Genomic DNA, 17513 nt, shown 5'->3' on the forward strand with positions numbered 1-17513 from the left:
TTGATGTGGCGATGCTGCCGGCCCCTTCCGCCTTTACGGCGGCCTACTTTCCTCTTGGGGAAAGTAGGCAAAGCCGCTCGCTCCTGCATACGGCCCTACGCTGCGCTCCGGGTCCCTTCGCTACGGCGCCCTCCGGGGCATCGCGGCCTACGACTTGCTGCGCCAAGTCTACGTCTCGCGTCTTCGGCTACGCCGAAGGTGCTGCGCACCGCCCCTACAGGCAACTACGCTCAGCCTCCTGAAGTCGCAGTCTGCGGCGCCTGAACTTACGCGCATGAAGATCAAGATCAGGAACGAGAGCGAGAGCGAATCGTTCCTTGCTTTGCTAGCGGACTTGCCCTTCGATAGCCTCAGCCTGGCTGCGCCAACATTTGATTTCGAAGATGCGTCAGCGCAGGCGCCACCCGTAACTTCGCGACTTCAGGAGGCCGAGCGTAGGTGTCTGGAGGGGGCTGGTGCGCAGCACCCTTCGGCCTCAGCCGAAGTTCGCGAGCCGTAGACTTGGCGAAGCAAGTCGTAGGCCGCGACACCAAGACAAAAGGGACCCGCCGTAAGGGCGGAAGGGGCCGGCAGCGGCGCCACATTGAACGGATAAGCTCCAGTCTCAACAACCCAACCCGGGAATCATAGTCCCCGGTATTCCGTGAACCACAAAAAAGCCGACCCCTGGGTCGGCTTTTTACTGCCTGCGCGTTTAACCCGCGCGTCGCAACATCCACCAGCCAGCCCCGGCGCAGATCGCCGCCGGTATCACCACCGCCAGCAGCGGCGGGAAGCCGAACACCTGGCTCGATGGCCCGAGCAGGTCTTGAGCGATACGGAACACGAAACCCACCAGCACACCGGTGAAGACCCGCTGACCCAAGGTCACCGAACGCAACGGACCAAAAATGAACGAGATAGCCATCAGTACCAGCGCTGCGGTGACCATCGGCTGCAGGACCTTGGTCCAGAATGCCAGCCAGTACCGAGCATTGTTCAGGCCCTGGTCAGACAGGTAGTGGATGTAATCCCACAGCCCGGTGATCGACAGCGACTCAGGCGCCAGCACCACGGTATTGAGCAGTTGCGGCGTGACCGTCACATCCCAGCGCTCGGCAGGCGCCTTGACCACTTCAGTGTGATCGCCACGGAAATGCGTAGTGGTCACGTCACTCAATTGCCAGTGATCTTCCTTGTACTGGGCCCGCCGGGCAAAGCTTGAGGTCACCAGATGACGCTCGTTGTCGAATCGGTAGCGGGTTACACCGTACAACAGGCCATTGGGCTGCACCGAGTTGATGTGCACGAACTCTTCGCCCTGGCGATGCCACATGCCGCGCTTGGAGCTCTGCGCCTCGCCACTGCCCTGAGCCAGCGAACGATCGGCCTGAGCCTTGTTCTCGGTCACTGGCGCCAGGTATTCGCCAATCAGGATGCCAGCGAGCATCAGCACCAGCATCGGTTTCATCACCGCCCAGACGATGCGCCCGATCGACACCCCGGCAGCGCGCATGATGGTCAGCTCACTGCTGCTGGCCAGGCTGCCCAGGCCGATCAGGCAGCCGATCAGGGCGGCCATCGGCAGCATGTCGTATAGACGCCGCGGAGCAGTCAGCAGCACGAAATTACCGGCATCCATCAGCGTGTAGCTGTCGCTGATATCACCCATTTCATCGATGAAGGCAAACAACGATGCCAAGCCGAGGATGATGCCGAGCACAGCCAGAATGGCCACCAGCACGCTCTTGCCGATGTAACGGTCGAGCTTAACCATGGGCCACCTCCGCACGACGCGCGGCACGCTTGAGGCGTAGCGGCTCCCAATACATCAACCCGAGGCCGATGAGCAGGAACAGGCCGTGAACCCACCAGATACCCAGACCGATCGGCAATTTGCCTTTCTCCAGGGCACCACGTACAGCGATCAGCATGGTCAGGTACGCCATATACAGAAGAATGGCCGGCAACAGCTTGAGGAAACGGCCTTGACGGGGATTGACCCGTGACAGCGGCACTGCCAGCAAGGTGACCACGAACACCAGCAACGGCAACGACAGGCGCCATTGCAGCTCGGCACGCTCACGGCGGCCATCGCTGGCGATCAGTTCGGATGTCGGGATAGCCTCGCGATCGGTGATCTCCTCACTGACTTCAGGCTTGGGCAGCAGCACGCCGTACGTGTCGTACTTGATCGCACGGTAGTCGGCCTGCCCCGGATTACCGTCATAACGGTAGCCGTTCTCCAGAATCAGGTAGCGGTTGCCGTCGGCACCGATTTCCTGACGGCCCTTTTCAGCGACCAGCACCGAAGGCGCACGCTCCTTGGTCTTGTCCTGGGAGAAACGCTTCTCGGAAATGAACACGCCCGCCAGGTTGCCGCGGTCTTCGGACAGTTGCTCGGTGTAGGTGACCCGCGAGCCATCACGCAAGGTCTGGAAACGGCCCGGCACCAGGGTATCGAACTCGGTCAGGGCATCCTGCTGGTTGATGATCTGCGCCACTTGGGTAACGCCCTGCGGCGCCAGGCCCAGGCTCAGCCAGGCAACCAGCACGGCCACCAGCGCCGCAGGCGCCATGGTCATGCCCAGCAGGCGCTGCTGGCTCATGCCGGTGGCCGAGAGCACGGTCATCTCACTTTCCAGGTAAAGCCGGCCGTAGGCCAGGAGGATCCCCAGGAACAAGCCCAGCGGCAGAATCAACTGCAGGAACCCCGGCAGGCGATAGCCCATGATCAGGAACAGCACGCCCGGGTCGAGCACACCCTGGGCCGCCTGGGCCAGGTACTTGATGAAGCGCCCGCTCATGATGATCACCAGCAGCACAGCGCTGACGGCACTCAAGGTCACCAGGACCTCGCGGGACAGATATCGGAAGACGATCAAACCAGACACTCCTGGGTTGTCAGGCTCGGACAGCCAAACAAAAAATCCATAACAGCCAAGATAGTTGCTGACTCGCCATAGCGAACCCGCACAAAAGTTGGCGCATTATCCTGTGATTGGCCGTGCCTGTCACTGGCGACGCACGATGCTTCATTAACGGGGTTGTCAGGTCGGTCCGAGCAGGCTCAAACTGGCGGCTTTATCACTGGCACGCGACCACGCGGCCAGCTCGCTTAAAGTGCCTGCACAGACAGCGCGCAAAGACAGATCATTCGGGGAACCTGACATGGAACTGGTTGTAAAAAGCGTAGCCGCTGCATCCTTGAAAACCGCCACACTGGTACTCCCGGTAGCTGAAAGCCGCAAACTCGGCGCCAGCGCCAAAACTATCGACGAAGCCTGCGGCGGCGCCCTGAGCGCCGTGCTCAAGCGCGGCGACCTGACCGGCAAGCTGGGCCAGACCCTGCTGCTGCAAAGCCTGCCCAACCTCAAGGCCGAGCGTGTGCTGCTGGTTGGCACCGGCAAAGACAGCGAGCTGGGTGACCGCAGCTGGCGCAAAGTGGTTACCAGCGTGCTGGCGGTGCTCAAGGGCCTCAATGGCAGCGACGCGGTACTGGCGCTGGACGATGTCGCCGTCACTGGCCGCGATGCGTTCTATGGCAAATCGCGCCTGCTGGCCGAAACCCTGCTCGACGGTGAATACATCTTCGACCAGTTCAAGAGCAAGAAGGCCGAGCCCCGCGCCCTGAAGAAGATCACCCTGCTGGCCGACAAGGCCGGTGCCGCTGAGGTCGAGCGCGCCGTCAAGCACGCCAGCGCGATTGCCACTGGCATGAGCTTCGCCCGCGACCTGGGCAACCTGCCACCCAACGTCTGCCACCCGAGCTACCTGGCCGATCAGGCCAAGGGTCTGGGCAAAGCCTACAAGGGCCTGAAGGTCGAAATTCTCGACGAGAAAAAAATCAAGGAACTGGGCATGGGCGCGTTCTACGCCGTTGGCCAGGGCAGCGACCAACCGCCACGCCTGATCGTGCTCAACTATCAGGGCGGCAAGAAAAGCGAGAAACCGTTCGTACTGGTCGGCAAGGGCATCACCTTCGATACCGGCGGCATCAGCCTCAAGCCCGGCGCCGGCATGGATGAAATGAAGTTCGACATGGGCGGTGCAGCCAGTGTCTTCGGCACCCTGCGCGCGGTACTTGAACTGCAACTGCCGATCAACCTGGTGTGCCTGCTGGCCTGTGCCGAAAACATGCCAAGCGGCGGCGCCACCCGTCCGGGCGATATCGTCACCACCATGAGCGGGCAGACCGTCGAGATCCTCAACACCGACGCCGAAGGCCGCCTGGTACTGTGTGACACCCTGACCTATGCCGAGCGCTTCAAGCCTCAGGCCGTGGTCGACATCGCCACCCTGACCGGTGCCTGCATTGTCGCCCTGGGCAGCCACACCTCGGGCCTGATGGGTAACAACGACGAGCTGGTCAACCAGTTGCTCGACGCCGGCAAGCGAGCCGACGACCGTGCCTGGCAGCTGCCGCTGTTCGACGAGTATCAAGAGCAGCTGGACAGCCCATTCGCCGACATCGCCAACATTGGCGGGCCGAAGGCTGGCACCATCACCGCCGGCTGCTTCCTGTCGCGCTTTGCCAAGGCCTACAACTGGGCCCACCTGGACATCGCCGGCACTGCCTGGATCAGTGGCGGCAAGGACAAGGGCGCCACTGGCCGTCCGGTGCCGCTGCTGACCCAGTACCTGCTCGATCGCGCCAACGCCTGAGTGAATGCCTGCCGTGAACATTCCCGGATGTAGACGGCAGGCGTGCTGACCATGAGCAAAGTTGACTTCTATATTCTGCCCAGCGACGCGCCCTCGGCGCGCCTGGATTTTGCCTGCAAGCTCTGCGACAAGGCCTGGCGCATGGGACATCAGGTTTACCTGCATTGCGCCGACGCCGCCCAGCGCGACGAACTGGATGCCCGCCTGTGGGCCTTCAAGGGTGAAGCTTTCGTGCCGCACAATGGTGCCGAAGAACAGCCCCAAGGCGCCGTGGTACTGGGCTTGGGAGACGATCCTGGTAGTCACCAGGACCTGCTGATCAACCTCGACCTCAAGGTACCGCCGTTCGCCGCACGCTTTGCCCGCATTGCCGAGATCGTGGTCGAGGAGCCGACGATTCGTCAGGCTGCCCGAGAGAGTTTCCGTTTCTACCGCGAACAGGGCTATGCTCTGCAGGATCACAGCTTACAGCGACTCTGAAGACAATGGATAAACCCACTCCCCTGCCCCAATCCGCACACCTGCTGGACGACCTTGAATCGATCCGTCAGCTGCTGGGCGACGAATCCCTTGAGCCACCGCTGCTGACCGACACTGTCGAAGAGCAGATTCCGTTGCTGCTTGAAGAGGCTGAAGTGCCTCCCCCTGCCGTTGCGCCGGAACAACCCGTAGACCCGCAAACCCGGCGCCAGGAGACCCTGTTGCACCTGGACAGCGAGCTGCGCGCGGCGGCGCAGTTGATCATGCAGGACGTGATCAATGACTTTACCCCGCACATCGAGAACGAGATCAAACGCCGGCTCGATGCCCGTCTCGAGCGTTTGCTCAACCAGTTACCAGAATAAATCGCGGGGCAAGCCCGCTCCCACCGGGATTGCAGTCTGCCGGTGGAGCGGGCTTGCCCCGCGATGTTTTTACCTCCTGCCATCACCTCATGCTACGCCCCGGCACTTATCCCCGTTATACTGCTCGGCTTTCCTGAATAAATGCCATAGGGTCCCGCCGCGCATGGATAAGACCTACCAGCCGCACGCTATTGAAACTTCCTGGTACAACACCTGGGAGTCCGAGAATTATTTCGCTCCGCAAGGCGCGGGCGATTCCTACACCATCATGATTCCGCCGCCGAACGTCACCGGCAGCCTGCACATGGGTCATGGTTTCAATAACGCGATCATGGATGCCCTGATCCGTTTCCGCCGCATGCAGGGCCGCAACACCCTGTGGCAGCCGGGAACCGACCACGCTGGTATCGCCACGCAGATGCTGGTCGAGCGTCAGCTCGAAGCCAAAGGCCAGAATCGCCACGACCTGGGTCGCGAGAAATTCCTGGAAAAAGTCTGGGAATGGAAAGACCAGTCCGGTGGCAACATCAGCCGTCAGATTCGCCGTCTGGGCTCCTCGGTCGACTGGAGCCGCGAGCGTTTCACCATGGACGACGGCCTGTCGGAAGCGGTCAAAGAAGCCTTCGTGCGCCTGCATGAAGACGGCCTGATCTACCGCGGCAAGCGCTTGGTCAACTGGGACACCAAGCTGCACACGGCAATCTCCGACCTCGAAGTGGAAAACCACGACGAGAAAGGTCACCTGTGGAACCTGCGCTACCCGCTGGCTGACGGCGCCAAGACCGCCGACGGCAAAGACTACCTGATCGTTGCCACCACCCGTCCGGAAACCATGCTCGGCGACGCTGCCGTGGCCGTGAACCCCGAAGACGAGCGCTACAAGGCGCTGATCGGCAGTTTCGTCGAGCTGCCATTGGTTGGCCGCCGCATCCCGATCATCGCTGACGACTACTGCGACCCTGAATTCGGCACCGGCTGTGTGAAGATCACCCCGGCTCACGATTTCAACGACTATGAGGTGGGCAAGCGTCACAACCTGCCGCTGCTGAACATCTTCGACAAAAACGCCTTCGTATTGCCAGCCGCCCAGGTGTTCAACCTCGACGGCAGCGTCAACGAAAGCATCGACGCCAGCCTGCCCGCCCAATACGCCGGTCTCGACCGTTTTGTTGCGCGTAAGCAGATCGTTGCCGACTTCGACGCCGCTGGCCTGCTGGTCAGTGTCGACGATCATGCCCTGAAAGTGCCGAAAGGCGACCGCTCCGGCACCGTCATCGAGCCGTGGCTGACCGACCAGTGGTACGTTTCGACCAAACCGCTGGCCGAACCTGCGATCGCCGCTGTCGAGGACGGCCGCATCCAGTTCGTGCCCAAGCAGTACGAAAACATGTACTTCTCCTGGATGCGCGATATCCAGGACTGGTGCATCAGTCGTCAGCTGTGGTGGGGCCACCGGATTCCAGCCTGGTACGACGAGTCCGGCAAAGTCTACGTTGGTCGCAGCGAAGAAGAAGTCCGCACCAAGCACAAGCTCGGCGCCGACGTGGTTCTTAACCAGGACAACGACGTTCTCGACACCTGGTTCAGTTCGGGCCTGTGGACCTTCTCGACCCTGGGCTGGCCGCAGCAGACCGAATTCCTCAAGACCTTCCACTCCACCGACGTGCTGGTCACCGGTTTCGACATCATTTTCTTCTGGGTTGCCCGGATGATCATGCTGACCATGCACCTGGTGAAGAACGAGGATGGTACCCCGCAAGTACCGTTCAAGACGGTCTACGTTCATGGTCTGGTCCGCGACGGCCAGGGCCAGAAGATGTCCAAGTCCAAGGGCAATGTCCTTGACCCGCTGGACATCGTCGACGGCATCACCCTCGACGAGCTGCTGGAGAAACGTACCAGCGGCATGATGCAGCCCAAACTTGCCGACAAGATCGCCAAGCAGACCAAGGCCGAGTTCCCTGAAGGCATCGCCAGCTACGGCACCGACGCCCTGCGCTTTACCTTCTGTTCGCTGGCGTCCACCGGTCGCGACATCAAGTTCGACATGGGCCGCGTCGAAGGGTATCGCAACTTCTGCAACAAGATCTGGAACGCCGCCCGCTACGTGCTGGACAAAGGCGAAGACTGCGGCCAGAACGGCGAAGCCTATGAGCTGTCGCTGGCTGACCGCTGGATCATCTCCCAGCTGCAACGCACCGAAGCCGAAGTGACCCGCCAACTCGAGCAGTTCCGCTTCGATCTGGCCGCCCAGGCGCTCTATGAGTTCATCTGGAACCAGTACTGCGACTGGTACCTGGAGCTGTCCAAGCCTGTGCTGTGGGACGAGAACGCGCCAGTCGAACGTGCCCGCGGCACCCGTCGCACCCTGGTGCGCGTGCTGGAAGTGGCACTGCGCCTGGCCCATCCGTTCATGCCGTTCATCACCGAAGAAATCTGGCAGCGCCTGGCGCCGCTGGCCGGTGCAGAAGGCAAGACCATCATGCTGCAGCCGTGGCCAGTGGCCAACGAAAGCCGCATCGATGCCGCTGCCGAAGGCGATATCGAGTGGCTCAAGGAGCTGATGCTCGGCGTGCGTAACATCCGCGGCGAGATGAACATCGGCCCGGGCAAGCCGCTGCAACTGTTCCTCAAGAACGCCAGTGCCGAAGACCAGCGTCGTCTGCAGGAAAACGAAGCGCTGCTCAAGAAGCTGGCGAAGATCGAATCCTTCACCGTACTCGGCGAGCAGGACGAAGCACCGCTGAGCGCTACGGCGCTGGTTGGTGACCTGCAAGTGCTGGTGCCGATGGCTGGCCTGATCGACAAGGACGCTGAACTGGCGCGCCTGAACAAGGAAATCCAGCGTCTGCAAGGCGAAGTCCAGCGTGTCGGTGGCAAGTTGTCCAATGCCGCCTTCGTCGACAAGGCACCGCCTGCGGTGATCGACAAGGAACGCGCCAAGCTGGCCGAAGCCGAACAGGCCCTGGCCAACTTCACCGAGCAGCATGCGCGGATTGCCGCCTTGTAATACGCGCTGATCTCAGCGACACCATCGCGGGTCAAGCCCGCTCCCACAGAGCCCGTGGGAGCGGGCTTGACCCGCGATGCTTTCCAGCGGACATCAACATGACCACACCAGACAAACCGACCCTGCACCCGCGCAACCGCCACCAGGGTCGCTACAACTTTCCCGAGCTGATCAAGAGCAGCCCCGAACTGGGCCAGTTCATGATCACCAACCCCCATGGCAAGCCGAGCATCGACTTTGCCAACCCCGACGCCGTCCGAGTGTTCAACCGCGCCCTGCTCAAGGCCCAGTACGGCATCCAGCATTGGGATATCCCGACAGACTACCTGTGCCCGCCGATTCCTGGCCGCGCCGACTACATTCACGTAGCCGCCGACCTGCTGGCCCTGGATAACAACGGTGAGATTCCTCGCGGCGCCCAGGTACGCGCCATGGATATCGGTGTCGGTGCCAACTGCATCTACCCGCTGCTGGGCCACAGTGATTACCGCTGGCGCTTTCTCGGAACCGACATCGACACCACAGCGCTGGCCGCAGCCAAAGCCATCGCCCAGGCCAACGGCCTGGATAAAGCCATCAGCCTGCGCCAGCAAGCCAACCGCAAACATATCCTGCTGGGTTTGCTCAAAGACGACGAGCGCTACGACCTGACCCTGTGCAACCCACCCTTCCATGCCTCACGGGAGGAAGCCACGCGCGGCAGCCAACGCAAATGGCGAGCATTGGGCAAAGCCGATCCCAAGCGCAAATTGCCAGTGCTGAACTTTGGCGGACAAAACAACGAACTCTGGTGCGAAGGCGGTGAGATCCGTTTCGTCAGCCAGTTGGTGGCAGAAAGCGCTGCCCTCGGCCAGCAGGTGTTGTGGTTCACCTCACTGGTGTCCAAGGCCTCCAACCTGCCCGGCATTCAGGCTGCGCTGAAGAAAGCGGGTGCAGCGGATGTGCGTATCGTCGAGATGGGACAGGGACAGAAACAGAGCCGTATGGTCGCCTGGACGTTCCAGGACACCAACGCCCGCCAGGCTTGGCGGGCACTGCGCTGGGCCAGCAGCAAGGCATAAAAAAAAGCCGCGCCCGGGCAACCCGGACGCGGCTTTTTCGAAGCTGTTTACAATTACTTGTTTACAGCGTCGGTCAGCACTTTGGCTGGTACGAACTTGACGACTTTCTTGGCAGCGATTTCGATGGCAGCGCCAGTCGAAGGGTTGCGGCCGGTACGGGCAGGACGCTCGGTGATTTTCAGTTTGCCAATGCCCGGCAGAGTGATTTCGCTGCCATTTTCCAGTTGATCAGCAACGATCTGGCCCAGTTGCTCCAGAGCGTTACGCGCGGTGGTTTTCGGCGCGTCGATAGCTTCGGCGATGTCGGCGATCAGTTGGTCTTTGGTCAATGCCATGGTGGTGTTCCTTCCCTATCAAATTCAGTGAGTATGCAGAGTGCTACGTCAGTCATCGAGCCAGACCTGCGGGGGTAACCGGCGGTCCGGGGTTACAGCCACGTCAATCGCGTATGTAGATACGTAAAACGACGTTTGGTTCGACGTGACGCGAGCGGTCTGCCAGCAATGCGCCACACACGGGGCGCAAGACCGGGCAAAACTACCACAGGAATGGATAAATATCCGCAGCTGACCGGCTAAATGTGCAGGTTTTTCGGGGCTTTGCGCGAAAAAACGCAAAAAACTGAATAAAAAACGAACAACCGTCATTTCTGCCAACATCTGGCCGCTGAATCACCTCCGGGCTGAGGTACACTTGGCAGCTTTGCAACGCGGCCAGCACCGCCCATTTTCAACCGAGAATCCCATGCCGATCCGTCATTGCATTGTCCACCTGATCGACAAGAAACCCGATGGCAGCCCCGCTGTGCTGCACGCACGCGACTCTGAGCTGGCCGAGTCCAGCGCCATCGAAAACCTCCTGGCCGACCTCAACGACAGCTACAACGCCAAACAAGGCAAAGCCTGGGGCTTTTTCCATGCCGAATCCGGCGCCCACCCGTTCAGCGGCTGGCTGAAAGAGTACCTGGAGGACGGCAGCACCTTCACCGCCTTCAGCCGGGTAGCCGTCGAGCACCTGCAAAAACTGATGGAAGAGTCCAACCTGTCGGTCGGTGGTCACGTCCTGTTCGCCCACTACCAGCAAGGCATGACCGACTACCTGGCGATCGCCCTGCTGCATCACAGCGAAGGCGTGGCGGTGAACGCCGAACTGGACGTCACCCCATCCCGCCACCTGGACTTGGGCCAGCTGCACCTGGCCGCTCGTATCAATATCTCCGAGTGGCAGAACAACAAGGCGTCGAAACAGTACATCTCGTTCATCAAGGGCAAGAACGGCAAGAAGGTCTCGGAATACTTCCGCGACTTCATCGGCTGCCAGGAAGGCGTCGACGGCCCGGGCGAAACCCGCACTCTGCTCAAGGCATTCAGTGATTTTGTCGAGAGCGAGGACCTGCCCGAAGAAGCTGCCCGCGAGAAAACCCAGACCCTGGTCGACTACGCTACCAGCCAGACCAAGGCCGGCGAGCCGGTGACCCTGGAAGAGCTTTCAGGGCTGATCGACGAGGACCGTCCACGGGCCTTTTACGAACACATCCGCAACAAGGACTACGGCCTGTCGCCGGAGATCCCTGCCGACAAGCGCACCCTGAACCAGTTCCGCCGCTTCACAGGCCGCGCTGAAGGACTGTCGATCAGCTTCGAGGCACACCTGCTGGGCTCGAAGATCGAGTACGACGAAGAGGCCGGTACGCTGATCATCAAAGGCCTGCCGACGCAGCTGACCGATCAGCTCAAGCGTCGCAAGGACTGACGCCCTGCCAGGAGGCCACCAGGGCCTCCTTGGCACTTTTGCGCAGCCTCTTCACCAAGCGCTCCTGACGCAGCGCCTCGGCCTTGTCCGGCCAGACCTCGACGTAGACCAGTGCCACTGCCGGACTGGTACTGAAGTAGCGTGCCCCCTGACCCTTCTGGTGGGCGATGAAACGCCGTTGCGGATCATCACTGATACCGCAGTACAACGAGCCATTGGCGGCACGCACCAGGTAGACATACCAGGGTTTTGCAGGAGTATCGACGGCGGCTTTGGTCACAAGTTCTGACTATTGAACGGCAAAGCCTACAGCTTACCCGTTCAACGCCCGCCCTGAAACGCGCGCAAACCTTTCAACGCCTGCTGGCGAACCTTGCCCTGGAGCATCGGCGTCCAGCCCAGCAGCAGGCCGGTGGTGCCCAGCGCCTGCCGCGACCAACGCCACAAGTCGAAGCTGTCGTGGTGCTCACAGATCTTACCGTCGCGAAAAACAAAGCGCGCCTGGATGTCGTTGACCACGCTGCGCCCGGTCTGGCTGAACAGGTAGGTAGCGACCCAGTGGGCAGCACCGCGACGCTCGTCGGCACTCACGCTGTCGAATGTCAGGGAAAAGCCCTTGGCACGGGTAGTGAGCATTCGCCACATGTCGCCCGCATCCTTGCCGCGCAAGGTGCCGAAGGCCTGGTCGCTGAAGATGATGTCATCGCTGTAGCAGGCAATCATTGCTTCGGCATCCAGGCGTTGGAAAGCCTGGTAGAAGCGAGTGATCAAGGCACTGTTGGCATCGCTCATTAGGCGGGTCCGGTTCCGATGGAATAGACCCGCACGATAGTCCGCTCATGTGGCAAAAAGCTATGGGCATTTACCAGGTGAATACCGAAGGTTTCAAACCCGCTCGCTCACCACCTGCACGTGCATATTGCGCCCGGCCTTCAACCCAAAACCGATGGCGCTGACACCCAACACCGCAAAAATCCAGCCGACAGCATTCCAGCCACCGGTCAGGTCATGCACCAGTCCCACCGCAAACGGCCCCATGGATGCCAGGGTGTAGCCGACGCCCTGAGCCATGCTCGACAGGTTGGCGGCCACATGAGCATCTTTGGAGCGCAGCACGATCAAGGTCAGGGCCAGGGCAAAGCTGCCGCCCTGCCCCAGCCCGAGCACGATCGCCCAGCCCCACAGACCGTCGAGCGGCGCGTACAGGCAGCCGAACAGGCCGGCCAACACCAGAAGCATGACCACGACAATGGCCAGACGCTGATCCTTGCCACGCGTGGCCAGCCACGGCGCGCTGAGCGAGCTGATCAACTGCACCATCACCGAACCCGACAACACCAGGCCCGCCTGGGTCGGGGACAGCCCACGACCGATGAGAATCGACGGCAACCAACCGAAAACGATGTAAGCCAGCGACGACTGCAGCCCCATGTACAGGGTTACCTGCCAGGCCAGTGGATCGCGCAGCAGGCCGCGCACCCGATAAGCCACATGATGCGCACCGTGGCCCTGCCGTGCTTGCGGCAACCAGATCAGTGCTGCCAGCAAGGCTGGTATCAGCCAGAAGCCAAGGCCCAGCGACCAGCTGTCGCCCAAGTGCTCGCTCAGCGGCACCGTGGCTCCGGCAGCCATGGCCGCACCCAGACACAGCGCCATGGTATAGACCCCGGTCAACGTACCGGCATGCTTAGGGAAGTCGCGCTTTACGATACCCGGCAGCAAGACCCCGATCACACCAATGCTGGCCCCGGCCATGAGGCTGCCAACAAACACACCCGTGCTGCCGAAAGCACTACGCACGGCGATGCCGGCAGCCAGGGTCAGGAGAATGCCGAGTATCACCCGCTCGCTGCCAAAGCGCCGCGCCAGAATCGGCGCCAAGGGCGCAAACAGCCCCAGGCAAAGCACCGGCAGAGTCGTCAGCAAACCGGCCTGAGAGGCGGTCAGGCCAAGGCTATCGGAGACCTGGCTGAGCAGCGGCGCCATGCTCGACAGCGCCGGGCGCAAGTTCAGCGCCACCAGCACCAGGCCAAGCAGCAACAACCAAGGGCGAGTGAGCAGCACCGGCTGTTGTTGCACCTGTTCGTCGTCGACTTCAGCGTCGATCAGCAGTTCTTCCAGCTCCGGCCCATTGGCCGGCTGGGTGTTTCGAGCAGCGTCATGCGCCATGGCAGCCTCGCAAGGTCAGGATTCGTTGATCAGGGTCCGACTCAAGGCCTTGGCCTTGTCCGAATCGCGTTGTTCGATAGCGTCGAGAATCTGTCCATGCAGATCGAAGACCGACTGGCAGCGCGGCGCATGGCTCAGGTTGTGGTGCACGGTGGCGGCCACTACCCCGGAGAAATAGCGGTACAACTCGCTCAATGCCGGGTTGTGCGCGGCATCCACCAGGCGTTGGTGGAAGATCAGATCGCAGCTGACATAACGCTCCAGGTCAGCGTGAAAATACTCGCTGCTATGGGCGAGTGCTTCACGCAGGCCTTGCAGGTCCTCGTCGGTGCGACGTAACGCTGCCAGGCCGATTGCCTCGGCCTCGAGGATATGTCGCGTTTCCCGTGCCTGTTCCAGGTTACAGCGCGACAACGCCTGGACCGCCGGCAAAGGATCGGCCGCAGTCCGTAGGTAACTACCGTCGCCCTGGCGGACCTCGACCAGGCCACTGAAGGCCAGCACACGCATGGCTTCGCGCACGGTATTACGGCTGATACCCAGTTCCGCGGCCATCTCCGGCTCGGTTGGCAGGCGCTGTCCCACTGCCCAGGCGCCGCTGGCAATGCGCTGACGCAATTGATCGACGGCCTGTTCGACCAGAGAACGTTTGATTAGCAAGGTCATTTGCGCTTACATCCAATCATCGGATGAATTAGGAAGAGAGAATAACCTTCTCAATTGTGTAAAAGCAATCGCGGGGCAAGCCCGCTCCCACACAGGCTTCATGACTGTGGGAGCGGGCTTGCCCCGCGATCAGGACTACGTGATATCAGTTCAACGCATCAAGCAACGCCTGATTCATCTCCGGCGTACCAATGGTGATGCGCAAGAACTGGGCAATCCGCGCCTGCTTGAAGTGACGCACGATCACCCCTTGCTCACGCAGTTTGGCCGCCAGTTCGCCGGCATCCTGCTGCGGATGACAGGCAAAGATGAAGTTGGCTGCCGAAGGCAGTACTTCGAAGCCACGCGCCGTGAGTTCAGCCACCAGCTTCTCGCGACTGTCGATGACCTTGCGGCAGGTCTCGTCGAAGTAGGCACGATCCGCAAACGCCGCCGCCGCACCCACGATCGCCATGCGATCGAGTGGATAGGAGTTGAAGCTGTTCTTGATCCGCTCCAGCGCTTCGATCAGGTCTGGGTGACCGACCGCCAACCCCACACGCAAGCCTGCCAGCGAACGCGACTTGGACAGCGTCTGGGTAACCAGCAGGTTGTCATAGCGATCGACCAGGCTGATCGCCGTCTGCCCACCGAAGTCGATATAGGCTTCATCGACCACCACCACCGACTGCGGGTTGGCCTTGAGCAGTTGTTCGATGGCGTCCAGCGCCAACAGGCAACCCGTCGGGGCATTGGGGTTGGGGAAAATGATCCCGCCATTGGGCCTGGCGTAATCCCCGACACGAATCTGGAACTGTTCATCCAGCGCCAGCGTCTCGTAAGGAATGCCATACAGGCCGCAATACACCGGATAGAAGCTGTAGCTGATATCCGGAAACAGCAGCGGTGCGCCGTGCTGGAACAAGCCATGGAAGATGTGCGCCAGCACTTCATCCGAACCGTTGCCGAGGAACACCTGATTGCCCTTGACCCCGTAATACTCTGCCACTGCCTGCTTGAGCAGGTCACTGTTGGGATCCGGGTACAGGCGCAGATTGTCATTCAACTCGCCGCGCATGGCCTCCAACACCTTGGGCGACGGGCCATAGGGGTTCTCGTTGGTGTTGAGCTTGACCAGCCTGGCCAGCTTCGGTTGCTCACCCGGAACGTAAGGCACCAGGTCCTTGACGAAGGGGCTCCAGAATTTACTCATGCTCAGTTCCCCTTGTTGTCGGCAACAATGCGGTATTCGGCGCTACGGGCGTGGGCGGTCAGCGATTCGCCACGGGCCAGGATCGAGGCAGTGTGGCCCAGTTCCGATGCGCCCTGCTCGGAGCAGAAGATGATCGACGAACGTTTCTGGAAGTCATATACCCCCAGCGGCGAAGAGAAGCGCGCGGTACCGGAGGTCGGCAACACGTGGTTCGGGCCTGCGCAGTAGTCGCCCAAGGCTTCACTGGTGTGGCGGCCCATGAAGATCGCGCCGGCATGGCGAATCTGCGGCAGCCAGGCCTGTGGATCAGCCACCGACAGTTCCAGGTGTTCAGGCGCGATTCGGTTGGCGACCTCCATGGCTTGCTGCATGTCACGCACCTGGATCAGCGCACCACGGCCATTGATCGAGGTCTTGATGATCTCGGCACGCTCCATGGTCGGCAGCAGCTTATCGATGCTGGCAGCCACCTTGTCGAGGAACGCTGCATCCGGGCTGACCAGTATCGCCTGGGCATCTTCATCGTGCTCGGCCTGGGAGAACAGGTCCATGGCAATCCAGTCCGGATCGGTCTGACCGTCACAGACCACGAGGATTTCCGAAGGACCGGCAATCATGTCGATACCGACCTGGCCGAACACGTGGCGCTTGGCCGTGGCAACGTAGATGTTGCCGGGGCCGACCACCTTGTCGACTTGCGGTACGCTCTCGGTGCCATAGGCCAGCGCCGCTACCGCCTGGGCGCCACCGATGGTGAACACGCGGTCAACACCGGCAATGCAGGCGGCCGCAAGCACCAGTTCGTTGACCTCACCGCGCGGGGTTGGCACTACCATCACCACTTCCCCGACACCGGCAACCTTGGCCGGAATCGCGTTCATCAGCACCGACGAAGGATAAGACGCTTTACCGCCCGGCACATACAGGCCAGCACGATCCAGCGGGGTGACTTTCTGACCCAGCACGGTACCGTCAGCTTCGGTGTAGCTCCAGGAATCCTGCTTCTGCCGCTCGTGATAGCTGCGCACGCGGCTGGCGGCCTTTTCCAGGGCTTCGCGCTGGGCGGCGGTGATACGGGTCAGAGCCAGCTCCAGGCGCTCACGATCGAGGATCAGATCATCGATTGACTTGGCTTCAACGCCATCGAAACGCTGGGTGAACTCCACCAGCGCCGCATCACCGCGCTCACGCACGGCTTTGATGATGTCGAGCACACGCTGGTTGACCGCATCGTCAGAGACACTTTCCCAGCTCAACAGATGATCCAGATGTCGGGCGAAATCCGGGTCAGCGGCATTGAGTCGGGCAATTGCAGTGGACGTGGTCATAGCGAGGGCCTCAATAAATGGCGAATGCTCAGGCACCCTAAGCTACCAGTCCATCCGCGCGGGCACCCGAGAAAATTGGCTATGACGCGGATAGACGGGCGCGACAGCGAAGGTCGCGCGCAGAAGTCAGCCGCGGTGTCGCGATTCGACAGCCTGACGCAGGGTGTCAATCAGGCTCTGGATGCGCGCATGCTGCATCTTCATCGAAGCCTTGTTGACCACCAGCCGGGAGCTGATGGTGGCAATCAGTTCCTGGGGTTCCAGGCCATTGGCACGCAGGGTATTGCCGGTGTCGACGACATCGATGATCTTGTCGGCCAGGCCGATCAGCGGCGCCAGCTCCATCGAACCGTACAACTTGATGATATCGACCTGACGGCCTTGTTCGGCATAGTAACGTTTGGCGACGTTGACGAACTTGGTGGCGATACGCAGACGGCCCTTGGGCTCGGCAGCGCCGACCTTGCCGGCGGTCATCAGCTTGCACTGGGCAATCTGCAGGTCCAGCGGCTCATACAGGCCCTGGCCACCGTACTCCATCAGCACGTCCTTGCCAGCCACACCCAGGTCGGCGGCACCATGCTCGACATAGGTCGGCACGTCAGTGGCGCGCACGATCAGCAGACGCACGTCTTCCTGAGTCGTCGGGATGATCAGTTTGCGGCTCTTGTCCGGGTTCTCGGTCGGCACGATACCGGCTTCCGCCAGCAGCGGCAGGGTATCGTCGAGAATCCGACCTTTGGATAGCGCGATGGTCAACATGGGAAACGTCGGTCCTTATGCGGCTACAGCCGGCCGGGCCTGATGTGGCCCGACCGCATTCGATTCGGTGCAGCAATTGGCTGG

General features: G+C 61.2%; 16 protein-coding genes. 6 read left to right on the forward strand and 10 right to left on the reverse strand.

The genetic code is table 11. The annotated features are described in order from the left end of the window. Window positions 1–694: 694 nt before the first annotated feature. The gene (gene lptG / locus C6382_RS05540; RefSeq protein WP_107023542.1) at window positions 695–1756 is read right to left on the reverse strand and encodes an LPS export ABC transporter permease LptG; all 1062 of its coding nucleotides are present in this window, start codon (window positions 1754–1756) and stop codon (window positions 695–697) included. Continuing rightward, the gene (gene lptF, locus C6382_RS05545) at window positions 1749–2864 is read right to left on the reverse strand and encodes an LPS export ABC transporter permease LptF (protein ID WP_107023543.1); all 1116 of its coding nucleotides are present in this window, start codon (window positions 2862–2864) and stop codon (window positions 1749–1751) included. The genes lptG and lptF overlap by 8 nt, the downstream gene beginning before the upstream one ends. 286 nt (window positions 2865–3150) lie before the next feature. Between lptF and C6382_RS05555 the strand changes: the two genes are divergently transcribed. The 5 genes from C6382_RS05555 to rlmF all read left to right on the forward strand — a co-directional run bounded on the left by C6382_RS05555 (window position 3151) and on the right by rlmF (window position 9560). Next, on the forward strand, window positions 3151–4644 hold the full coding sequence (locus tag C6382_RS05555) for a leucyl aminopeptidase (RefSeq protein ID WP_107023544.1): 1494 nt from the start codon (window positions 3151–3153) through the stop codon (window positions 4642–4644). A 51-nt stretch (window positions 4645–4695) separates the two neighbouring features. Beyond that, entirely contained in the window at window positions 4696–5124 is a 429-nt protein-coding gene (locus tag C6382_RS05560) for a DNA polymerase III subunit chi (protein WP_107023545.1), read from the forward strand. 5 nt (window positions 5125–5129) lie between these two features. Further along, window positions 5130–5489: a DNA polymerase III subunit chi gene (locus tag C6382_RS05565; RefSeq protein ID WP_107023546.1), complete on the forward strand. Its 360-nt coding sequence runs from the start codon at window positions 5130–5132 to the stop codon at window positions 5487–5489. A gap of 163 nt (window positions 5490–5652) precedes the next feature. Then, complete coding sequence (locus C6382_RS05570; protein WP_107023547.1) at window positions 5653–8499, forward strand: valine--tRNA ligase; 2847 nt, start codon at window positions 5653–5655, stop codon at window positions 8497–8499. 98 nt (window positions 8500–8597) lie between these two features. Continuing rightward, the gene (rlmF, locus tag C6382_RS05575) at window positions 8598–9560 is read left to right on the forward strand and encodes a 23S rRNA (adenine(1618)-N(6))-methyltransferase RlmF (protein ID WP_107023548.1); all 963 of its coding nucleotides are present in this window, start codon (window positions 8598–8600) and stop codon (window positions 9558–9560) included. Window positions 9561–9613: 53 nt separating this feature from the next. On the opposite strand, the gene C6382_RS05580 is transcribed toward rlmF, so the two are convergent. Next, the gene (locus C6382_RS05580) at window positions 9614–9895 is read right to left on the reverse strand and encodes an HU family DNA-binding protein (protein WP_009398256.1); all 282 of its coding nucleotides are present in this window, start codon (window positions 9893–9895) and stop codon (window positions 9614–9616) included. A 409-nt stretch (window positions 9896–10304) separates the two neighbouring features. On the opposite strand from C6382_RS05580, the gene yejK reads away from it, so the two are divergent. Next, the gene (gene yejK / locus C6382_RS05585) at window positions 10305–11312 is read left to right on the forward strand and encodes a nucleoid-associated protein YejK (protein ID WP_107023549.1); all 1008 of its coding nucleotides are present in this window, start codon (window positions 10305–10307) and stop codon (window positions 11310–11312) included. Here yejK and C6382_RS05590 read toward each other — a convergent pair. From C6382_RS05590 to hisG, 7 genes are all read right to left on the reverse strand, one after another. After that, window positions 11293–11592 (reverse strand): GIY-YIG nuclease family protein, encoded by a 300-nt coding sequence (locus C6382_RS05590; protein ID WP_107023550.1) that lies wholly within the window; start codon window positions 11590–11592, stop codon window positions 11293–11295. The genes yejK and C6382_RS05590 overlap by 20 nt on opposite strands. Window positions 11593–11633: 41 nt before the next feature. Beyond that, on the reverse strand, window positions 11634–12104 hold the full coding sequence (locus C6382_RS05595; protein WP_107023551.1) for a nuclear transport factor 2 family protein: 471 nt from the start codon (window positions 12102–12104) through the stop codon (window positions 11634–11636). A 93-nt stretch (window positions 12105–12197) separates the two neighbouring features. Then, window positions 12198–13481 (reverse strand): MFS transporter, encoded by a 1284-nt coding sequence (locus tag C6382_RS05600; protein ID WP_107023552.1) that lies wholly within the window; start codon window positions 13479–13481, stop codon window positions 12198–12200. Between the two features lie 15 nt (window positions 13482–13496). Next, window positions 13497–14147 (reverse strand): FadR/GntR family transcriptional regulator, encoded by a 651-nt coding sequence (locus tag C6382_RS05605; RefSeq protein ID WP_107023553.1) that lies wholly within the window; start codon window positions 14145–14147, stop codon window positions 13497–13499. Window positions 14148–14292: 145 nt separating this feature from the next. Then, a complete protein-coding gene (gene hisC, locus C6382_RS05610; RefSeq protein ID WP_107023554.1) occupies window positions 14293–15339 on the reverse strand; it encodes a histidinol-phosphate transaminase in 1047 nt (348 codons plus the stop codon). A gap of 2 nt (window positions 15340–15341) precedes the next feature. After that, a complete protein-coding gene (hisD, locus tag C6382_RS05615) occupies window positions 15342–16667 on the reverse strand; it encodes a histidinol dehydrogenase (RefSeq protein ID WP_107023555.1) in 1326 nt (441 codons plus the stop codon). A 126-nt stretch (window positions 16668–16793) separates the two neighbouring features. Continuing rightward, window positions 16794–17429 carry an ATP phosphoribosyltransferase gene (gene hisG, locus C6382_RS05620; RefSeq protein WP_038996931.1) on the reverse strand — a complete coding sequence of 212 codons (636 nt, stop codon included), beginning with the start codon at window positions 17427–17429 and terminating at the stop codon, window positions 16794–16796. Between the last annotated feature and the right edge of the window lie 84 nt (window positions 17430–17513).

Source organism: Pseudomonas sp. BBP2017, assembly GCF_003024385.1.
GTDB lineage: Bacteria > Pseudomonadota > Gammaproteobacteria > Pseudomonadales > Pseudomonadaceae > Aquipseudomonas.